Here is a 20,774-nt window from a genome sequence, read left to right as displayed (position 1 = left end):
AATTCCAGTTAGCTTCCGGATGCTATCATATTATTATTTTTTTGAGTTCTTATTTTATATAAATAACTCGTGTGAATAATATTAACACCTTACAATATAACTTTAAATTTATGGATATCAAATTAAAATTGAAGCATCTGCTTCTTATGTTGTTTCTATTGAACATGGGAATATTGAATGCACAACAGAAAATCAAGGTGACAGGTCAGATTGTCGACAATAATCAAGAGGCGATTATTGGTGCAAATGTTCTTATTAAAGGGACTACCATTGGTACTATTACTGACTTTAATGGTAATTTCACACTGGATGCCAATATCGGTTCCGTATTAAATGTAACTTATTTGGGATATGTTCCGCAAGAGGTCACTGTCACTGCACAGCAGCCTATGGTTATTACTCTGAAAGAAAATGCCCAGGAGTTGAATGAAGTTGTTGTGGTAGGTTATGGTACGCAGAAAAAGATCTCTACGATTGGGGCACAGTCGGGTATTAAAGTTGTGTCCGAATTGAAACAGCCCGTAGCCAATCTTTCTACTGTTTTGGCTGGCCGTGTTTCAGGTATTGTAGGATTACAACAGACCGGTGAACCGGGAAATGATGCTGCGAATATTTGGGTACGTGGTATTGCTACTTTAGGAGGTACGTCTCCTTTGATTCTGGTAGACGGTGTAGAGCGTTCCATGGATGACTTGAATCCGGAAGATATCGAATCTTTCTCTATTTTGAAAGATGCTTCTGCTACGGCTGTATATGGTGTACGTGGTGCAAACGGTGTTATCATTATTACAACGAAAAATGGTGAAATCGGTAAACCTCGTATTCGTGCGGAATATACTTATGGTTTCACCCGTTTTACTAAGTTACCGGAGTTGGCCGATGGTATTACTTATATGCAATGCGCCAATGAAGCTGCTACAACCCGTGGTAAAGATCCTCTGTTTTCTGCAGAAAAGATCGGAATGACTGCTTCTGGTCTGGATCCTTATTTATATCCGAATGTAGATTGGTATGATCAGATTTTTAATGATTGGGGGCATAACCAACGTGTTTCTGTCAATGTAAATGGCGGTTCTGAAAATGTTCAGTACTATGTATCTCTGTCTTATTATGACGAAGCAGGTTTGTTTAAGGTAGACAATATGCAGGATTATAAGTCGGAGATAAAATACTCCCGTTATAACTTTAACTCCAGTTTGAATATGAAGGTGACCCCTACTACAAACCTCAAACTTAACATTAAAGGAAATATGGCGGATAAGAACTCACCTTATGTGAAGTCTGACGATATCTTTTCTGCTGTATTCCGGATTCCGGCTATTCAGATGCCTGTAATTTATCCGGGTGATAGAGTTCCGTTTCTTTCTACCGGTGGTGGTTTGATGAATCCACTTGCTGAATTGACTAAGAAAGGATATAGAAGTACGACTCACAGTAAGGTAATGGCTGATTTGAGTCTGGAACAAAAATTGGATTTCATCACAAAAGGATTATCTTTCAAGGGTATGTTTGCTTATGATATTGAGAACAAAACATACCTGAACAGAACGCGTAGTTATAATACATACTGGGCTGATTCTCGTGATGAGAATGGGGAATTAATTATTGTACAGCAAGGTAACTCTGTTGATGAGTATTTAAAGCTGGAACGGGGTACGGATAAAAACCAGCGTAAATATTATATGGAAGCGGCTCTGAATTATAATAGAACCTTTGCTGATGCCCACACTGTTACCGGTATGCTTCTTTTTAATAGAAGTGACCGTTCGGATTTGAACTCGAATTCTTTGACTTACTCACTGCCTTATCGTTCACAGGGTTTGGCCGGGCGTGCTACTTATTCGTTCAAAGATCGCTATATGGCAGAAGTGAACTTTGGTTATAATGGTTCTGAGAACTTTACTCCGGGTAAACGTTATGGTTTCTTTCCTTCATTTGGTGCCGGTTGGGTTGCTTCCAATGAGCCTTGGTTTGAACCGGTTTCAGATGTTATCAGTTTGTTGAAAATACGTGCTTCTTATGGTCAGGTAGGTAGTGACCAGATTAAAATAGGTGATACCACTTATCGTTTTGGTTTTTTGTCCGAAATGAGTTCTTCCAGTAATGTATATCAGTTTGGACTTCCTAATAATACGTATGGTGTGACGGGAGGAAAAGATGTTTCCAAGTATGCCGTAAATGTGGGATGGGAAGTTTCTACAAAAGCCAACCTCGGATTGGACTTGGAGTTGTTCCGGGGGGATCTTACTTTAAACTTTGATGTGTTTAAAGAAAGACGTGAAGATATCTTTATACAGCGTCAGTCTATACCTGCAACAGCCGGAATTAATGTAGTTGTTACCGGTAATCTGGGTATTGTAGAGAATAAAGGTTTTGAGGTGAATGCCGATTTTAATAAGAGATTCGGTGATTTTATCTGGGGAGTGAAAGGAAATCTGAGTTATAACAAGAATAAGATCATTGAAGACGATACTCCTTCCAAACCTTATCCATGGATGGAGAGTCGTGGAACTTCTGTTGGTCAGCGTTTAGGATATATCTGTGAAGGCTTCTATACTGATGATGATATCAATAATCCGGATGTAGCGAAAACGGTAGAACCTGTAATGGCTGGTGATCTGAAATATCGTGATTTGAATGGCGATAATGTTATTGATGATTATGACAAAACTTATATTGGCAAAGGTACCGTTCCGAATATCGTATATGGTTTTGGTACTACTGCCGAATGGAAAGGATTCTCTTTAGGTGCATTCTTCCAGGGTGTAGGTAGCTGTGATATTTTTATGAATGGTACAGACTTTGTTCCTTTTGAGAATGCTACCGCCAGAGGTAATCTTTTCTCTAACATCACTGACCGTTGGACGGAAAATAATCCAAGACAAGATGCCCTTTATCCCCGTTTGGCGATAAGCGGAACAAATCAGAACTATGCAACAAGCGATCACTGGATTAAAAATGGTGCATTCCTTCGTTTGAAAACATTAGACTTCGGTTATACGATTCCTAAAACAATAACCAGTAAGTGGCATATTTCTAATTTACGTTTTTATGTACTCGCTACCAATGTTTTCACTATCTCTGGCTTTGATATGTGGGATCCGGAACTTGGTAATGGTACCGGTACTAAATATCCTAATATCAGTACCTATAGTTTAGGTTTGTCATTCCAATTTTAAATAAAACAAAAGATATGAAGATGAAAAGATATATTATAGCTTGTTTATTAGCAGGTTCAGGGGCATTGATGACTTCTTGTGGCGATTACCTGGATATTGTGCCCGATAATGTGATATCTCTGGAAGAAATATTCAAAACACGTAAAGGAGCAGAAGAGTTTCTAAATACAGCCTATGCCACTCTTCCACGGGAGTGGGACCCAACCGACGGTTGTGCTGCTATTTGTGATGAGATGGATTTTCCCTGGGCTGAATATGAGGAGAACTCTATCAATGAGGGAGGTATGAGTCCTTCAAAAGGATGGAGACAGAAATGGGGTGGTTATTATAAGGCCATTCGTACGGCTGCCACTTTTATCTCTCATATAGATATGTGTCAGGATGTTAACATTACCGACAAACTGAAAGCACAATATAAGGCAGAAGCCCGTTTCTTGCGTGCTTACTATTACTTTTGCATTTTCCGTTGGTATGGCCCGTTTGTAATTATGCCTGAAGTAGAGGTAGACGTAGATGGTTCTATTGATGAAATGAGTATTCCGCGTAGTAGTGTGGATGAGTGTGTACAGTATATTTATAATGAACTGGAGAAAGCATGTAATGAAGGTTTGCCTGATTGGTATGAAGAATCTACAGACTATGGTCGTGCTACTATAACTGCGGCACGGGCTATTCAGTCTCGTCTGTTGCTTTATGCTGCCAGCCCTCTGTATAATGGTAACACTGATTATGCTAATTTCAAAGATCAGGATGGCAACCAGTTGGTAAATCAGACGTATAGTGATAAAAAATGGCAAGATGCAGCTAAAGCGGCGAAAGCCTTTATTGACCGTTATACAGATCGTTTTGCTCTGTATACGGAAAATAAAGAAGACGGTAGTATTGACCCATATGCCTCGTATCAACAGCTTTTCCTGACAGGATGGAATAATGAGATAATCTGGGCACGTAACAACTGTTCTTTCTGGTCTTTTGAGGCAAATGCTCCCCGGTTCTGTAACGGATGGTCTGGCTGGGATCCTACCCAGAATATTGTGGATGACTATTTTACGTCTAAAGGCTTGCCTATCGCAGATGAACCTTATGCAGACAAGGATCCTGACTACACTACTGAAGGAACTTGTGCCACAACAATAGGTTATGCTCCTAAAGGAACTTCCAATATGTATGTGAATCGTGAATCGCGTTTTTATGTATCTATCTGTTTTGACAACAGTAAATGGGTAGCTACAAAGAATGCAGCAACCTGCGAACTTTATTTTGGAGGAAATACAGGACATACAGGTAAAACTCGTAACTATTCTACAACCGGATATATTCTTCGAAAATACAGTAATCCTTCGGTAGACTGGAAAAATAGTCAGAATGTGTCCAATCGGCAACAGGCTCTTTTCCGTTTGGCAGAGATTTATCTGAATTATGCCGAAGCTCTCAATGAATGTGAAGCGAGAGATGTGGATGAGGTTTTGAAGTATGTGAATAAAGTTCGTGAACGTGCGGGCCTTCCGGGGTATGGTGATGGTCCTGAATTTATCATGCTGAAATCAAAAGAGAAAGAAGCCATCAGAGAGTTGATTCGTCGGGAACGTCGCATCGAATTGGCTTTTGAAAATCATCGCTTCTATGATGTACGTCGCTGGAAGATAATGGAAGAAACGGACAAATGTATTTATGGGCTGAATATTTCCGCCACCCGTCCTTTGTTCTATCAGGTGATAAAGACAGAAGATCGTCCTCATGATTTCAAATACTATTTATGGCCTATTCCACAGAGCGAGATTTATAAGAATAAGCGTCTGGTACAAAATCCGGGATGGCAGGCTATTGACTAATAAATTCCAAAGAGTACAGTTATGAAAAATATATTTAGTTTTAAAAATTTAGGATTGTTCTTGTGCAGCTGTCTGGCTGTGAGTTGTTCGGAGGATGAAACAACACCTGTTACTATTGGCGATTTTCAGGTATTAACTCCTGATTTGGAAGTTACTATTTCTTACACGGATACTGATCCGGGAGAATATGTAGATTTGTCTTGGGATCGCGCAAAAGCTTCGGATGGTACAACGGTCTTTTATGAAGTACAATTTGCCGGCAAGGATAAGAATTTTGATACTCCTTCAATGACTATAACGCCGGATAAACTGGGTTATGCCAATGTTGTTCAGCTGTCGCAACAACAAATGAATATAGTTGCAGAGCGGACAGGGATACGTCCTTTACAAACTGGTGAGATCTATTGGCGTGTACGTGCCATCACCGGATTGGTGGAACATGTCAATTCTACAGTACGTACAATAAAAGTAACCCGTCAGGGAGGATTTGCCGAAACTCCCAAAGCGATATTTGTATATGGTGAAGCTACAGGGCAGAGCGATATTGCCGGTGCAATTCCTCTGAAACAGACTACAGATAGTGAGTACGAAGGTTTTATGAAACTGGGCAACGGTACATATTCTTTTGTAAATGCCAAAGAGGGAGATATACGTAGCTTCAGAGCTGATGGCACTGACCTGGTAGAAGATGATAATGGAACGATTGAAGGTAACAATAAGATTTACCATGTTGTACTGAACTTTACCAAAGCAACCTGTACTATAAATGAGGTTAAGTCTTTCAATCTTTGGTGGGTAGACAATACTTTGGTACCGCTTACATTTGTTGGTAACTCTACCTGGGAATTGACAAACTACGAATTGCAATGGGTAAAATTCGGTAGAGGGAAAAGTCAGATGTACAAATTCCAGATGATAGAAACGGATAAAGATGGAAACGAAATAGTTGTGCCATTCGGTAGTTATAATAAAACTCCGCCGGCAGAAAACCCTACAGAAACTACAGCGCTGGATTACTGGACGATGGACATGGTAGATCCGACAGCTACTATCGGAGAATATACCTTTAAGTTCAATCTCTCTTATGAGGCTCAGTTGGTTGATATCCGGGTAATGCTTCAACCCGAATCGGAGTCTTATTTTCACTCTGTAAAACTGAGTGTAACTGAATAAATAAAGAAGTAACGGAGCCTCTTTCCTGTAAGGAGGAGGCTCTTTATATATTGACTTATAAAATTTGCTATTATGAAGAAAAACTATCTTGATTTTTGGAAGAAAGGATTAACATTAGGCGGTATGCTGATGTTTGCAGCTTTCAGTACATTTGCTTACGAAGTGAAAGTAGAAGCAGAAGATGCATTTGATTTTTATCATTCGGGAACGGCTGTTAAAGTTGATACTCCGGCGGAAGAGACAACGGCTTCAGGTGGTTCTATTGTGGCTAATATGGCAAGTAATAACGCCATTGCTTTTGAGTTGACTGATGTACCGGCTGATGGTACTTATGACCTGTCAATTGTTTATTTTGGTACGGATACGAATAGAAAATGCTATATTAAAGTAAACAAACAGAAAAAGAGTATTGTCCAGTTCTCTGAAAAATCTGAAGATACAAGTTGGAACGGAACAAAGGGTAATCCGGCAACTATTGTTACCCAGGTTTATCTGAAGGCAGGTACCAACCGTATCGAAGTCGGAGCTTATGGTGGTTATGCTGCTAATTTGGATTATTTTACAGCCACTGAGTCAGAGTTATCTATTCCCGAACCTAAAGATGAAACGTTCTGTTTGGAGTGGGACTATACCGATGAGGCTGCAGTAACAATTGATGGTGTTTCTAAAGAAGAAGTTTATAAAGCAATTGACAATAATGAAAATACTTCATTAAAGGTAAATGCTGATGATTTGGAGATGATTATAAAGATTGTTGATACCGCTTCTCCCAATATTGCTGTTACGGGTGCTTTAGTGACTCCCGGTGATGAAAATACAGGTGATGTGACAAGCTGGAGTGTACAGGCTTCTTATGACGACGGAGCTACCTGGGAGTCTACAGGCATTGGTTTTGTCGCTGCAGAGAATGGAAGTGTTTATCGTGCAACTTTGAATGCCTTAGCTGCTACCGGAACTAATCTCTTTAAATTAGTAGCCAGTGGAGAAGGGGTTATTGACATTAAGGAGTTTCAACTTTTTGGTGTACCTACCGGTAAAGATACTGATACGGCAAAAAGCTCGGGATATCCGAAGGATTATACCGAAGCTGTTCCGGAAGAGGGTGCATTGATTTGGACAAGTTCAGTAAACGGTATTAAAAATGAGGAAGTTAAGAATCTGTTTGATGATAACTGGGCAACAAAATTCTGTCAGACAGGTACCAAGACAATGTCTTTGGAATTTACTACAGCAGAATCATATTCAGAACCTTTGGATATTAAGTCATTTACAATGACTACCGGTTATGGAAACTTTGAACGTATCCCGACAGAATTTACCTTGTATGGTCGTCAATATGATGACAATGGTAACCCGTTGGCTTGGGAACAAATTAATAAATATTCATTTGCTCCGCTTCCAAGTGCCCGCTATACTTGTTATCGTTTTTATGTTGATATTGCTGAAGGTAAACAATATTGGGATTTCAAGTTAGATATTACTGCCATTAACGGTGGAGGTGATATTCAGTTTGTGCAGTTACAGTTCTTGAACTCAGAGCAGACACCTGAAAGATTCCCGAATTCCGGTCCTGGTGTTGGAATCACAACTCCTGTTGCCAACGAGAATAATACAGTAGTGTCTGCTCAGGATGGAGCTATTGCTATCTCTGCTCAGGAAACTACGGTATATAAAGTCTATACAACTACCGGTACAATGGTAGCTCAGGGCACTGTTGCCACTTCTGGCAATGTTCCTGTACAAGCTGGTTTATATGTTGTTGTAACTACTAATGACAGTGGGAGTCAGACAAACAAAGTCTTGATCAGAAAATAATGCGGAAAGCTTAGAGCCTGTTTAAATTTTCCTCAGCATTCTTTTGAGAGGAAAATTTAAACAAGCTCTTATTTTCTCAGACTCTAAAAAGTAAAGTACCGTTCCACAGCCATTAAGTGAGGACTTTTCTGTGATTATAACCGCAGAAACCATTCTTTGGTTGTGGAACGATATTTTTATTTTTAAATCTATTTATAACAACATCTATATGTATATAAAATCGATTATTACACGAACGGTATGCGGTCTTGCCTGCTGTGTGTTTCCTTGCTTGAACTTACAGGCACAGGAAGTGGTTGCCTATAATGACCTGACAGATTTGAATCTGAATATAACGGTCAATTATGGAGATCAGAACCTGATAAGCCATCTGATTGATAATTCACTGACTACGGTTTATACACTTGATAAGTTTGACGGAGCCTGGTCTATTGATTTTTATTCTCCGGTTCCTTTGGTTGTTACGGGAGTTAATCTTGTGAATGCTAATACAGGGAGAGAAAATGACCCGAAGTCCTGGAACTTAAAATGTTCGGAGGACGGACAAAATTGGGGGAGGGCGGTACAAGGAGTGAATGCTGAGACTTTTGCAGATGCTTATACCGCTAAATACTTTTCTGTTGGAAGAGAACTTGCCCGCCAGTGGTGGCGTATCAGTATAACTGAAGTGAATGGCGGAGAGTCTTTAGCACTATCGGAACTACAGCTTTTGGGTTTTCAGGTTAGTAATGATCAGCTGGTAGATCTCAGCGAAGCTACTATTAGTTCTTCATATTCGCCGTCAGAAGGAAAACTGGAAAATCTGGTTTCGGATGATATGAATCAGGGAGTTGTTTTTCGTTCTGTCAATGGTGGGTATATTCAGTATGAATTACCGTCTGCTATCCAGTTAAAGAGTTATCGTATCTGTACGGGAACCAATGGGAATGCTCCGCGTAGCTGGGTCTTGAAAGCTTCTAACGATGGTGAGCAGTGGGATGTTTTAGACAGGCAGACTAACCGGAACTTCTTTAATGTTCCACATTCCTCAATGGAGTTTTCATTGACCGATCTTAATCGAAAAGTACTTGACTGGTATGACCTTGCTAAATTGTCTCATGAGGCTTTGAATACCCGTTACTGGGATAACACCAAACAATATTATTTGCAAAAGAATAGTATTCCGCCTCATACCGGGTTTAATTACTGGTGGATGGCCCATGCTCTGGATGCCTTGGTAGATGGTTATCAACGGAGGGTGGAAGTTGGCGGTTCACGTGGTGAATTACAAGCTTATCAGTTGAAGATGAATCAACTCTATATTGGTGTTCCTCGAAATAATACTTCAAAAAAAGATGCCTGGTGGAATAGTTTCTACGATGATATGGAATGGATGGCCATTGCTGCATTAAGAGCTTATCAGACTACGAAGGAACAGAAGTGGATGGATGTAACGACCGAACTTTATGACTACATAAAAGGGGGATGGACCGATGTGCATGGTGGAGGTGTGATGTGGGAGAAAAATAGCCCGAATTCTAAGAATGCCTGCTCCAATGGCCCTGCTATGATTCTGGCTGCTCGTCTTTACAGAGAAACCGGTAAACAGGAATATCTGGACTTCGCTACAAAAATTTATGATTGGATGTCAGTATCGCTGGTCAACGAATATGGGGGTGTTTGGGATGGTTATGGTAACTATAACGAGGGAATGCTCCTGACTTATAATCAAGGTACTTGGTTAGGAGGCTGTTTGGAATTGTATAACATTACTCAGGATAAAAAGTACTATTATTCTGCACTGACTACCGCTAAATATGTAGTAAATGATCGGAAACGCTTCTCTGCTTTTGGTGTTTTGAAAGGAGAAAACTCTGGTGACGGTGGGTTATTCAAAGGTATCTTTATGCGTTATCTGGCTCAGATGATTACAGACAATGTACTGGATGAAGAGACAGAAGAAGAGTTTACCAGCTTCTTTCTTGAAAATGGTCTGTCTTGTTATCACGCTGCCATGTTGAAAGGAGATAATTTAACTTTCGGACATAATTGGGCCGAACTTCCGGAGAATACTATCACCGACTCATCCATCCATCTTAGTGGTATTATGCTTTATGAAATGATAAGCAATCTGGAACGTAGCGGGAAGCTGGCAAAGCTTTTTGATAAGTATGCCGCAAACCGGATGAAATCCTACAAATACTTCCGCCTGGAAGAATTGGGACGCCGGGATAATTATAATCTGGAGCTATCTAAATTCCAGTTACTTTCGGATACTTCGGTTGGCTTGGAAAATGTGCTTTCCGATCTGAAGCCATATTCTGTAACCATAGAAGATAAAAGATTAAAAGTTGTAGTGAAAAATGGGAGTGGCGGGAGTATTTGTATCTATGATTCCGTAGGAAGATCAGTATGGAAAGATCAATATTTTAGTGGAGTTTATGAGAAGCAACTTTCTTTGTCGGGATTGCATGTGATACACATACAGACAGATAATGATTTTTATTCAGCGAAATTACTTTTTTGATCGGAAATGAGCAAAACTCACCACAGAGTAGCACAGAGTTCCACAGAGTACTATTTATCTGATAAAACGCGAATTAACACAAATGAATGCAGATTAAAAGACTGTAGTTCTATATCATACATTTGTTTCCCTTTGCGAAAATCTGCGATCATCTGCGTTTCAATAAAGATTTAAACTCTGTGGAACTCCGTGTTACTCTGTGGTGAAATACATTCAAAACCGATCAGTGACGAAGCTTATGGCCCAATCTTTTCGGTAGCGGAAGTATCCATAGACGGTATCGATCCCCTTGTTCGGTGTTGTACTTTGTTTTTCTTAGAAAGGAACGTCCCTTTCCCCGGTGAGTAGTCTTGTTTTAGATGTACATGTAAAGCAGCATGAGATGCACATGTCGTGCTGTCCCACATGCACATGTCGTACTGCTTTACATGTACATCTAAAACAATGTTACCCACCGAGGCTTCCTATGTTACTCTACGGGATAGAGCTTTATCAATACCGGAGAAAGAGACTGATGGCAATGACAAACGCCATTAAGCTCAAAACCGTACAGATATGAACTCACCACAGAGTAACACAAAGTTTCACAGAGTACTATTTATCTGATCAGCTACTGATTCTTATGAGTAATAGCTCTCTAAAGATATCATTTCATACTCTTTTCTTTTTGTCAATCCCTGCTTTTTTGTTTTCTTTGTAATGTAAAAGAGCCTTTTGTATAGGTGATAAAGTATTAATGTATATTAGATGATTACTGCTTGAAGAAAATTGTGTTTTACTATGAATTGAATTTAACCTTATGTAGGATAATATGGAAACAAGAATCAGGAGTTTTTTGATAGGAATATTCTCTTTAGTTGCACTCTTTTCCTATTCTCATAATCTTAAACAGATAACCAATCGGGATGGTCTTTCCAATAGTTCTGTTATCTGTCTGTTTCAAGATAGCGAGCGTTTTCTGTGGGTGGGTACTTATGATGGGTTGAATATGTATGATGGCCGGGATATTTATGTCTATAAACCACATGTCAATAGCCAAAAGAGTCTTTCGAGCAATGTAATAAGAGAAATAATTGAAACAAAAGACCAGTGTTTATGGGTAAATACAAAGTGGGGACTGAATAAACTCTCCCGTAAGAAAAACAGCATAGAAGAATCTTATGATGAGTTTCGTGATAGTTATTTTATAGCAAAGGACAGCAAAGATCATCTTTTTGTATTGGGAAAACAGGGATTCATCTCGTTTTACGATGAGGTGAATAAAAGGTTTATAGATATCTCTGTTGGTGAGGATATAACGAACTTATATGCACATAATTTTACCATTGATGACAATGATACTATCTGGATTACACTACAAGGCAAAGTCAGGAAGTTTACTGTCGACTTCAAAAATGAAAAGACGCCGCGGATTGTGAGACATCCCGGTCTCACTCATTCGGCAGAGATAATAAACTTCTGTTATAATGGGGGGCGTTTCGCTTTTGTTGATCTCAAGCGTGATTTATATACAGTGAATAGGGGGAAGGCAGAGTATATCGCGAATATCTCTGAACTTGTCAACCAGAACGGCATAATCTCTACCATCATTTTTGATGATGATGATATTCTGATTGGTTTTAAGACCAACGGTTTGTTCCGGCTTATTGCAAAGGAAGGTTATAGAAGTGAAAAGATTGATATAAATTGTGGCGTTTTTTCGTTGTGGAAAGACGAATTACAGAATATAATCTGGATTGGTACTGATGGGCAAGGTGTGTTTGCTTATACAAAAGATGCTTATACTTTCTGTAACATAACTTTGAATCAGTTTCCTATCAAGAAAAAACGCCCGGTTCGTGCTATTCAGACAGATAAAGACGAAAACCTCTGGCTTGGAACAAAAGATAATGGAGTAATCTGTATCAAGAACTATCGCATGGCAAAAGAATATTCTTCTTCCAATGTCATTCAGTATACGATGCAGGATGGACTGGCTAATAATTCTGTTTTCGCTTTTTCACTGAGCCGGAAAAATATTCTTTGGATTTGTTCCGATGGACCTGGAATCAGTTATTATTCTTATGATGATCAGAAGATACATCGTATTTCCGATGCCCGGTATGTACATACCATTTATGAAGCCAGTGATTCTGTTTTATGGGTAGGAGCAGACAAAGGATTGTTAAAACTGTCGGTGGAGTGGAAGGGCAATAAACCTATTGTCAAGGATAGCAAGGCTTTTCTCTCAGAGGTAAGAGGTAAGCGTTTTGATATACAGATTTATTCGATGTATGCCGAGAATGATTCTATTCTTTGGCTCGGTACACGTGGTTCCGGAGCGTTTCGTTTCAATATGTATACAGGTAGTTATCAGAATATCCGGTTTAACAAAGTGGGTATTCCGCCTATTGATGATATTCTTTGTATTCTGAAGGATAGTAAACAACGTTTGTGGTTCGGCTCCAGCTATGGTTTGACCCGTTTGGACAGTTATCAGAAAGATAGTGTATCTTTTACCAGTTACAGTGAAAATAAAGGTTTGCCTAATAATACGATACATGGGATGAAAGAAGATAGCCGTGGTAATTTGTGGCTCAGTAGCAATACCGGTATTATTCAGTTCAATCCCGATAGCGAAGTCTTTCGTCAATATAACTACAAAACAGGTTTGGATGTTTTTGAGTTTAGTGATAATGCCTATTATCAGAGTCCGTTCACCGGTTCTATCTTTTTTGGTGGGATCAATGGAGTGGTATGGCTTCAAGAGGATTCCATAACAGAAAATAAAATGGTGCCCGAGATCTATTTTACCCGTTTACGTATTTTCAATGAAGACTATAATATCAACGATTTGATGAAAGGAGAGGGCGAGAATCGATATCTGGAATTGAAACACAACCAAAATTTCTTCTCTATATCTTTTGTTGCTATGGACTTTATCAATGGGGCAAATAGCAGTTACTCATACCTGTTGGAAAACTTCAGTAATGTCTGGATGAATACCGAACAGACAAACGAGGCACATTTCACAAGTATTCCTCCTGGGAAATATGTGTTGAAAGTACGCTATAATAGTGGTACCGATGGTTCTAAAGATCAATATGAAAGTATTACCATTGTTATTCTTCCTCCCTGGTATTTTAGTATTTATGCCAAGATCGGTTATTTTTTATTGATTATTGGTATTGGTTTCTATGTTTTCCGCTGGATAGGGCAACGAAATGAGCGAAAAAGAAAAATCATTGCCGAGAAGCTTGAGGAGCGCCATAAAGAAGAGGTATATGAAGAAAAATTACGATTCTTTACTAACATCACCCATGAGTTCTGTACACCATTGACTTTGATTTACGGACCCTGTGAACGAATTCTGACACATCCGAATACAGATTCATTTACCCGGAAGTATGTCCGGCTTATCAAATCGAATACAGAACGTTTGAATGCGCTGATACAGGAAGTTATCGAATTTCGAAGGATGGAGACGGGACATAAAACATGTAATATCCAGCAGGTGAATATCAACGAAGTGCTGAATGATCTTTCAGTTTCCTTCTCCGAATTGGCGGAACAAAACAAAGTAACGTTTGAGATGGAGGTCGATAAATCCATTTACTGGAATACGGATTTCAGATGTTTGTCTAAGATACTGAATAACTTGATTTCCAATGCTTTTAAATATACCCCGGAGGGAGGTATTATTCGTATCAGAGTATTGACTGAAAATAGTCACCTCTTGTTGCGGGTGTACAATACCGGAAAAGGTATTCGCGAAGAAAACAGGGAGCTGATCTTCAATCGGTATAGCATATTGGATAATATAGAAGAGAATGCAGTGAAAGGGCTTTCTTCCCGTAACGGTTTGGGAATGGCTATTTGCCACAGTATGGTTGAGTTATTAAAGGGGGAAATTCATATTGAAAGTGAGGTTGATAAATATGCAGAATTCATTGTGAGTCTGCCCGAACTGGAGTTAACTCCGTTGACAGATGGAAAACAGATTTCCTCTGTTTCTTCCCATCAGCCGGATAAGGCAGAAATGTCTGAAACAACTGAGAATGAAACGATACCTGTACCGCTTGTTTCGTCAGAGCAACTTCCAAATGACATGAAAGCGAAGATATTGGTTATTGATGACAATAAAGAGATATTGGGATTAGTTCAGGAGATTCTTTCTGACAAATATCGGATAGTAACAGCTGATGACGGCGAGAAGGGAATGGCTATCCTGAAAGCCGAGATGCCCGATCTTGTTATTACTGATATCATGATGCCGGGAACGGACGGCTTTGAACTCACCCGTCAGATCAAACAGAATAAGCATACGATGTACATTCCATTGATCATTCTTTCGGCAAAGAATACGAATGAAGAAAAAATAGAGGGTATCGAAGCGGGGGCGGATGCCTATATACCGAAACCGTTTAATGCGACTTATCTGTGTGCGGTGGTAGACCGTTTGCTTGATAATCGCAATAAATTAAAAGAGTACTATAATTCTTCTGCCAGTGCGTATGAGTTTACAAACGGGCAACTTATGCAGAAAGAAGATAAGGACTTCATGCAGAATGTGATTGCCTTTATTAATGAGAATATGGATAATGCCGAACTTTCTCCGGAAGATATGGCGAGTTATCTGCAGCTCAGTATTCGTAATTTGTATCGCAAGTTTAAAGAGCTTGATCAGCTACCTCCAAAAGACTTTATCAAAGATTACAGGGTTCATCATGCGGCTAAGTTACTGAAAACTACAAAGCTCACGATTCAGGAGATTATCTATAAGTCGGGATTCAATAATCGTTCTCATTTTTATAAAGAGTTTGATAAGAGATTCAATACCACTCCGAGAGAGTTCCGCGAGGCTCATAATCATAAGGATGAGACTTTATCATAAAAATCGCATCTATAAGTGTCCTTTTTCGTGACAAAAGTGACTTCAATAGTGTAAAGACATTATTGGAGACATTTTTGTCACAAAAAAGAAGTTTGATTTGTATTTCGGCACATATTTTTGTAGAGTCAAGCACTTTGGTGCAGCTGATTCTTAATAGTATGAAAACAAATCCGCTGATTTATGAAGAAAATTCTTTTACCTTTGTTATTATTGTGGCCCTTTATTTCTATTGCTGCCGAAGACAAAGCCAGCATTACTCCTTCAACCCGGGAAGGAACTTCGGTGTGGCTTATTGAAAATGAAACCTTGTCAGCTCAAATAGAACTGAATTCTTCAGGGCAATTACTTTTTACTCATTTGTATAATAAAACTTCTCAGTCGGAATGCCTGACCGGACACGGAAGTTCCTCTTTATTCCATTATAAAGGAAGGGCGGTGGCTCATAAAAAAACAGAAGAAGGAGAACTTGTATCCTATCCGTTTGAATATTCTGCCGGAATGAAAGGATGGAGCCTGGCCGGTTCTTCTGTAGAAGACATTCTGATGACAACTTTTTCCGGGAAAGAGTCTTTGGGAAAACGACTTTCTGTTGTTGTTCAAAACGAAGATTTGGAAGTAACTATATGTGCCGAAATCTATGATGGCAAGTCAGGGCTACGTATACAGAACTATTTAAAGAACCTCACCGGTAATTATCGTTTTGTTATTGAAGAATCAACCGTTTTGCGTTTAAATCTTCCTAACAATCCTCATCATTTGCATTTTTCCTGCAATACGAAGTGGGAAAGTACTACTGGAGGTGTGGAAGAAGCTCCTTTGTATAATAAAGGAAAAAGAGTGGCTAAAGTTCTTTTAAACAGATACGAAGATGGGACAGGATGGTATTTGGCACCGGAAGTGAATTGGCGGACTCAGTATGGCCCGGAAGTTCCTTCATCCGCTTATGAATATATGCACCGCTCTTTTGCCGGTGCAACAGCCTGGTCTTCATCCGCTTCCGATTATGTACAGGTGATTACCCATCCGGAATCGTTCCAGTTGGTACTCTTTCCACAAGAGAAATTTGAATATATAGCGGTTAACCTCACTTTATTTACCGGAGATATGGTAGACGGTAAAATGGCAGTAGAAGAGCATTTGCGTAAACGCTATAAATATCACGATACGCAAACTTTATTTAATACAAATGACTGGGACTGGTTTACTACCGGAAAGCGTACTGACCGTTTTTACCGTGAAGTTGTCATACCTAAAGCAAAGGAGGCAGGAATGGATATGGTGATGTGGGATGATGGATGGAATAACCCTAACAGTACGAATACCGGTCTTGATAATAGTGGCACACACCGGGATGAAATAGTTCCCTCTCCTATGGTAACGACCGATTTTAAAGGATTAACCGATTTTATCCATGACAACGGGCTTATGTTTGGTCTGTGGTACAGTATGAGTGGAGGCAATCATAACATGGGGTTTGACTTGTCTGATCCGGCTTTTATTTCAGCAAAAAGAGAGAAAGTAAGAACATTATTGGAGGATCATCATATGTCCCATCAGATGGTTGATCTTACAGAGATGTGGCAAGTGCTTGATGAAACTTCGCATAGTTATCCCAGTGACAATGTCTACAGGAAGGTAGTCAGAACAAAGAACCTGATGAATGAGCTGGCTGATAAGTATCCGCAATACATCGTAAAAGTAACCAGTGAACTGGATATCCATCCTACTCAGGGGGACAGGGCGGTGGAACTGCTTCATATTCCTTATAACGGATTTATGACTTCTGTAGGAGATGCCGGAGGAGGTGTTATTGGGATGGTAAGTTATTGTTTTGGGCATTACCCTCTCAATTCTGTTTACTTTGGAGGTACACATAGTGCCCTGATGGAGGATTATTATAAATTTATGGTAGCCCGTGATATCAAATTCGGTGTTTGTCCCGATCAGTGGAGTCAGAAAGGGATAGAGCTGATGGCTAAGTTCAATAAATGGCGTAGAAGTAAACGTATTGCTGATATGTCTACACAAATTATTCGCCCGGTTTATCTGGGGAAGGGTTGGGATAGCAATGAAGTGGCAAACTGGGATTTTGGTTCGGGGCCCCTATCCTGGATGTATACTACTGAACAGAAAGATAAGGCTTTACTAATCAGTAGTAATTGTGGCGAAGTAGGACATATTGGTAAGATGCCTCTTCCGATTCGTTGGTTGGATGATCGGAAGTACTATCTGATTGAAGATATAACACTTGATGATACCCGGCAGTTTACCTATCATTTTGAGGGTGTTTTTACGGGAGCTGATTTAAAGAAAGGGGCATTTGCTATCAATATGTACCAGAACAGTTCTCGTGGAAAAGCATTCTGGATACAGGAAATGAAAGCCGGTCAGCCGGTGCAGGTGCTTTATATGAACGAGAATGTAGATGACTACCAGGAAAACTATATGGATGGTGTACTGACTGTTACTCTTAAAGGAAAGGCGAACGAAGAGGCTTTGGCTATTTTATATTATCAGGCGGAAAATAAAGTAAATCACTATCGGATCCTGTTAGACGAAAATGGACAGGGAGAATTACGTTGCACTTCTGTTCCCGAGGGCGAAGAAGAGGAGGATGGCTATCCTGGCTTTAGTGGTGGTTTGCGCTATGATCTGGAAAACCTGCACGACAATCTTATTCTTTCTGATGATAAGATAAAAATGTCTTCTGTTTTTAATGGTAATCCCGATTCGGAAGGGGGGTACAGTTCATTTGCCGGTATGAATGCGGTAGGAGACTATGTTGTCTATAAATTAGAGATTCCTTCAGCGGGGACTTATAACATATCATTAAATTATAAATTGTCTAAAAGTAGCCGTGGGGAGTGTGGATGGGCAGTATCCGAGGATAATATAAATTATACGGATATCGGAAAACCATTCTCTCAGGCAACAACGGGTGCTGAGAAAATGGAAACACTGGATATGGGAGATTATACATTCCATACCTCCGGCACCAAATATTTTAAGATGTCTTTAACGGCTGTTTCCTCGAATGGAGGGAAAAATTTGTCTACTAACTATCTAAAACTAACTCTTCAATGATCATGATAAAGAAACGAAACCTGTTAGTAATTTTATTCTCTCTTATTGCTGTATCTTTTTTGTCGGCAAAGAGTTATTATGTGAAGCCGGTAAATTCCGGTCAGGGGTCTGGTATCTCTTGGGCTCATGCTTCAAACAATTTGCAGGATATGATAAATAATGCATCTGCCGGTGATACAATTTGTGTTGCCGCAGGTACTTATTATGGCGGATTTACTCTGAAAGACGGCGTTTGTATGGGGGGAGGTTTTGATGGAACGGAAAGATCCTTTATAGACCGTCAGTTACCCGGAAGCGGACAGAATCTGACTATTTTGGATGGAGGGAATAAGCAGAGAGTACTTACTCAGGAGAAAGACTTCTCATCCCGTACTGTTATATCGGGATTTGTTATTCAGAATGGATATGCCCTGTCCGGAGCAGGGGCTTGTCTTTTCAACAATACTGTGTTGGAGGCTTGTATTATACGCCATAATATAGGTGGTAATGCTAATATAGGTGATTATATAGAGTCATTGGGTGGAGTTATTTTTTATGCAAGTGAAGGTAAAGCTCATATTTTGGCAGTTGAAGAATACGGGAAAAATTTCCAGTCTTCTGTTGTTGGGTTGAAAAGCTACTATAAACTGGAGAATGCTTTGCAAGATTGGGACGGTAAAAAGAATACGGAGGCACTGGTGCAATCCCGGGCTGCAAAAGCTCTTTCGGAGTATAAACCGGTTACTTCAGCCGGAACAATCTCTGATTGGTACATACCTTCTATCGGCGAATGGAGCACTCTCCTGTCACCGGACACTTTATCCGGAACTCTGTCTGAAACCGGAGTCCTGGTTAATGAAACTCTGAAAAAAAATAATAAAACTCCCATTGAAGGCAATCGGTACTGGTCGTCAACAGCAGCGTCGACTACTGGGCTGGGAGAGTTGTGGTATGTGAATTTTGCAAGTAACTCTATTAATAAGATACACTCTTTGCAGTACAATAAGTTGCGTGGAGTAAGGAGAGTGGATACGAATACTATCAAAGGAATGGGAGGAGGTTTGTATCTGAACGAGGGGTCATATGTTATCTCTTGCCTTGTATATGATAATCAAGCTCCCGAAGCATCGGCTATATATATGAGCGAAAGAGCTTACATTTATAATTCTACAATTGTGAATAATGTTGCGATGAAAAAAGGAGAGTATGCAGTAGAAATGGCTTTAGGTGCTGCTTTGTCAGCTATCAAAAATTCTTTGTTTTGGAATAACTATGACGTAGATAATTCCCCTTTGGATTTTGTGGATATACCCGCCTATAATTGTGCTGTCCGACAAGCGACTACCACAGTAGATCAGCCAGTCATTGTATTGCACGAAAAGAATGAGAATATATCCGGTCCTAATTTTGTAAATCCTCTGAATGGTGATTTTCATCTGCTTGCCAGTTCACCGTGTGCTAAAGCGGGGACAAAATCAAATATTCCCGGACGATATGTCTTTAGAGATATGGATGGTAATAATTATAGAGATATGATAGATATTCCTGTCGGAGCGTATGCAGTCGCTACAACAACCGGAGTTGTTAATCCGTCTGTAAATGGAAATCAGTTTGTGGTTCATCCGTCATCTCCGGTGAAAGGAGAGGCGATGGAAATTCATTTTCATACGGCTGAAACAGGTTTATATCAGATTGAGATACTCTCTATTGATGGTTTAAGTATATCTCGTTCAGACTTTTATTCGAATAGCCCGTTGCTGTTGTCGGCACCTTCCACTCCGGGAGTATATCTTCTGAATATAAATCAGGATGGAGTAAAGATACAGTCTGCGAAGATTATTGTTCGTTGATGTTGAGAATGATTATTTATATAAATGATAACCTATGTTGTTTTATTTACGTAGAGGATGATTGATATGGAGGCATTGATTGTTTTCTTCTAAACATATACTTTCTTATACTTAATCATAACGTACTTTATCTCTATAGATCGTTTGCTTTCTTCATCTATTATCTACAAAGATGAGAATTAAAAACATCCCCATGTTTTGGAGCACAACATGGGGATGTTCTTTTGTTGAACATCCGGATGTTATCACTAAAAACATCCGGGTGTTTTATAATCAGAAATCAAATAATAATCATGCAATATAGTATGTTTCAATTGTTTAATTCTAATATGCTTTGTTGTTGCTAATATATACATTTCAACAGTGTTTTTCTCAATTAGACAACTATAAAATCAGATTAAGAGGTTGGAATTATCATTTTATTGTGAGAAAAATATTGGATAATTTAATAGAAGGTGTTAATTGTTTGAATTAATTCGGATA

8 protein-coding genes are annotated in these 20,774 nt (G+C 39.5%); all 8 read left to right on the top strand.

Annotation, left to right across the window (positions count from 1 at the left end; translation table 11 throughout):
• Positions 1–110 precede the first annotated feature (110 nt).
• The 8 genes from ACESQI_RS16985 (at position 111) to ACESQI_RS16950 (ending at position 20,291) form a co-directional block, all read left to right on the top strand.
• Positions 111–3,179: a TonB-dependent receptor gene (locus tag ACESQI_RS16985; protein WP_229127710.1), complete on the top strand. Its 3,069-nt coding sequence runs from the start codon at positions 111–113 to the stop codon at positions 3,177–3,179.
• Positions 3,180–3,199: 20 nt separating this feature from the next.
• Entirely contained in the window at positions 3,200–5,011 is a 1,812-nt protein-coding gene (locus ACESQI_RS16980) for a RagB/SusD family nutrient uptake outer membrane protein (RefSeq protein WP_229105787.1), read from the top strand.
• Between the two features lie 21 nt (positions 5,012–5,032).
• Positions 5,033–6,184 (top strand): SusE domain-containing protein, encoded by a 1,152-nt coding sequence (locus ACESQI_RS16975; protein WP_007482934.1) that lies wholly within the window; start codon positions 5,033–5,035, stop codon positions 6,182–6,184.
• Positions 6,185–6,256: 72 nt separating this feature from the next.
• Positions 6,257–7,999 (top strand): hypothetical protein, encoded by a 1,743-nt coding sequence (locus ACESQI_RS16970; RefSeq protein WP_320908863.1) that lies wholly within the window; start codon positions 6,257–6,259, stop codon positions 7,997–7,999.
• A gap of 208 nt (positions 8,000–8,207) precedes the next feature.
• A complete protein-coding gene (locus tag ACESQI_RS16965; protein WP_122201514.1) occupies positions 8,208–10,505 on the top strand; it encodes a glycoside hydrolase family 76 protein in 2,298 nt (765 codons plus the stop codon).
• 811 nt (positions 10,506–11,316) lie between these two features.
• On the top strand, positions 11,317–15,378 hold the full coding sequence (locus tag ACESQI_RS16960; protein ID WP_373126588.1) for a response regulator: 4,062 nt from the start codon (positions 11,317–11,319) through the stop codon (positions 15,376–15,378).
• A gap of 180 nt (positions 15,379–15,558) precedes the next feature.
• Positions 15,559–18,462, top strand: a complete 2,904-nt coding sequence (locus ACESQI_RS16955; RefSeq protein ID WP_195661159.1) for a hypothetical protein — start codon at positions 15,559–15,561, stop codon at positions 18,460–18,462.
• A 2-nt stretch (positions 18,463–18,464) separates the two neighbouring features.
• Positions 18,465–20,291, top strand: coding sequence for a DUF1566 domain-containing protein (locus ACESQI_RS16950; RefSeq protein ID WP_229127707.1), 1,827 nt, complete (start codon positions 18,465–18,467; stop codon positions 20,289–20,291).
• The last annotated feature ends 483 nt before the right edge of the window (positions 20,292–20,774 follow it).

The sequence above is a fragment of the Bacteroides sp. HPS0048 genome, from assembly GCF_964240755.1.
Classification (GTDB): Bacteria; Bacteroidota; Bacteroidia; order Bacteroidales; family Bacteroidaceae; genus Bacteroides; species Bacteroides nordii.
Note: the sequence above shows the minus strand (reverse complement) of the source record. Positions and strands in the feature narration are given on the sequence as shown.

Coding starts and splice junctions, on each gene's coding strand:
- ACESQI_RS16985 (WP_229127710.1), top strand. CDS start 111: ATGGATATCAAATTAAAATTGAAGCATCTGCTTCTTATGTTGTTTCTA.
- ACESQI_RS16980 (WP_229105787.1), top strand. CDS start 3,200: ATGAAAAGATATATTATAGCTTGTTTATTAGCAGGTTCAGGGGCATTG.
- ACESQI_RS16975 (WP_007482934.1), top strand. CDS start 5,033: ATGAAAAATATATTTAGTTTTAAAAATTTAGGATTGTTCTTGTGCAGC.
- ACESQI_RS16970 (WP_320908863.1), top strand. CDS start 6,257: ATGAAGAAAAACTATCTTGATTTTTGGAAGAAAGGATTAACATTAGGC.
- ACESQI_RS16965 (WP_122201514.1), top strand. CDS start 8,208: ATGTATATAAAATCGATTATTACACGAACGGTATGCGGTCTTGCCTGC.
- ACESQI_RS16960 (WP_373126588.1), top strand. CDS start 11,317: ATGGAAACAAGAATCAGGAGTTTTTTGATAGGAATATTCTCTTTAGTT.
- ACESQI_RS16955 (WP_195661159.1), top strand. CDS start 15,559: ATGAAGAAAATTCTTTTACCTTTGTTATTATTGTGGCCCTTTATTTCT.
- ACESQI_RS16950 (WP_229127707.1), top strand. CDS start 18,465: ATGATAAAGAAACGAAACCTGTTAGTAATTTTATTCTCTCTTATTGCT.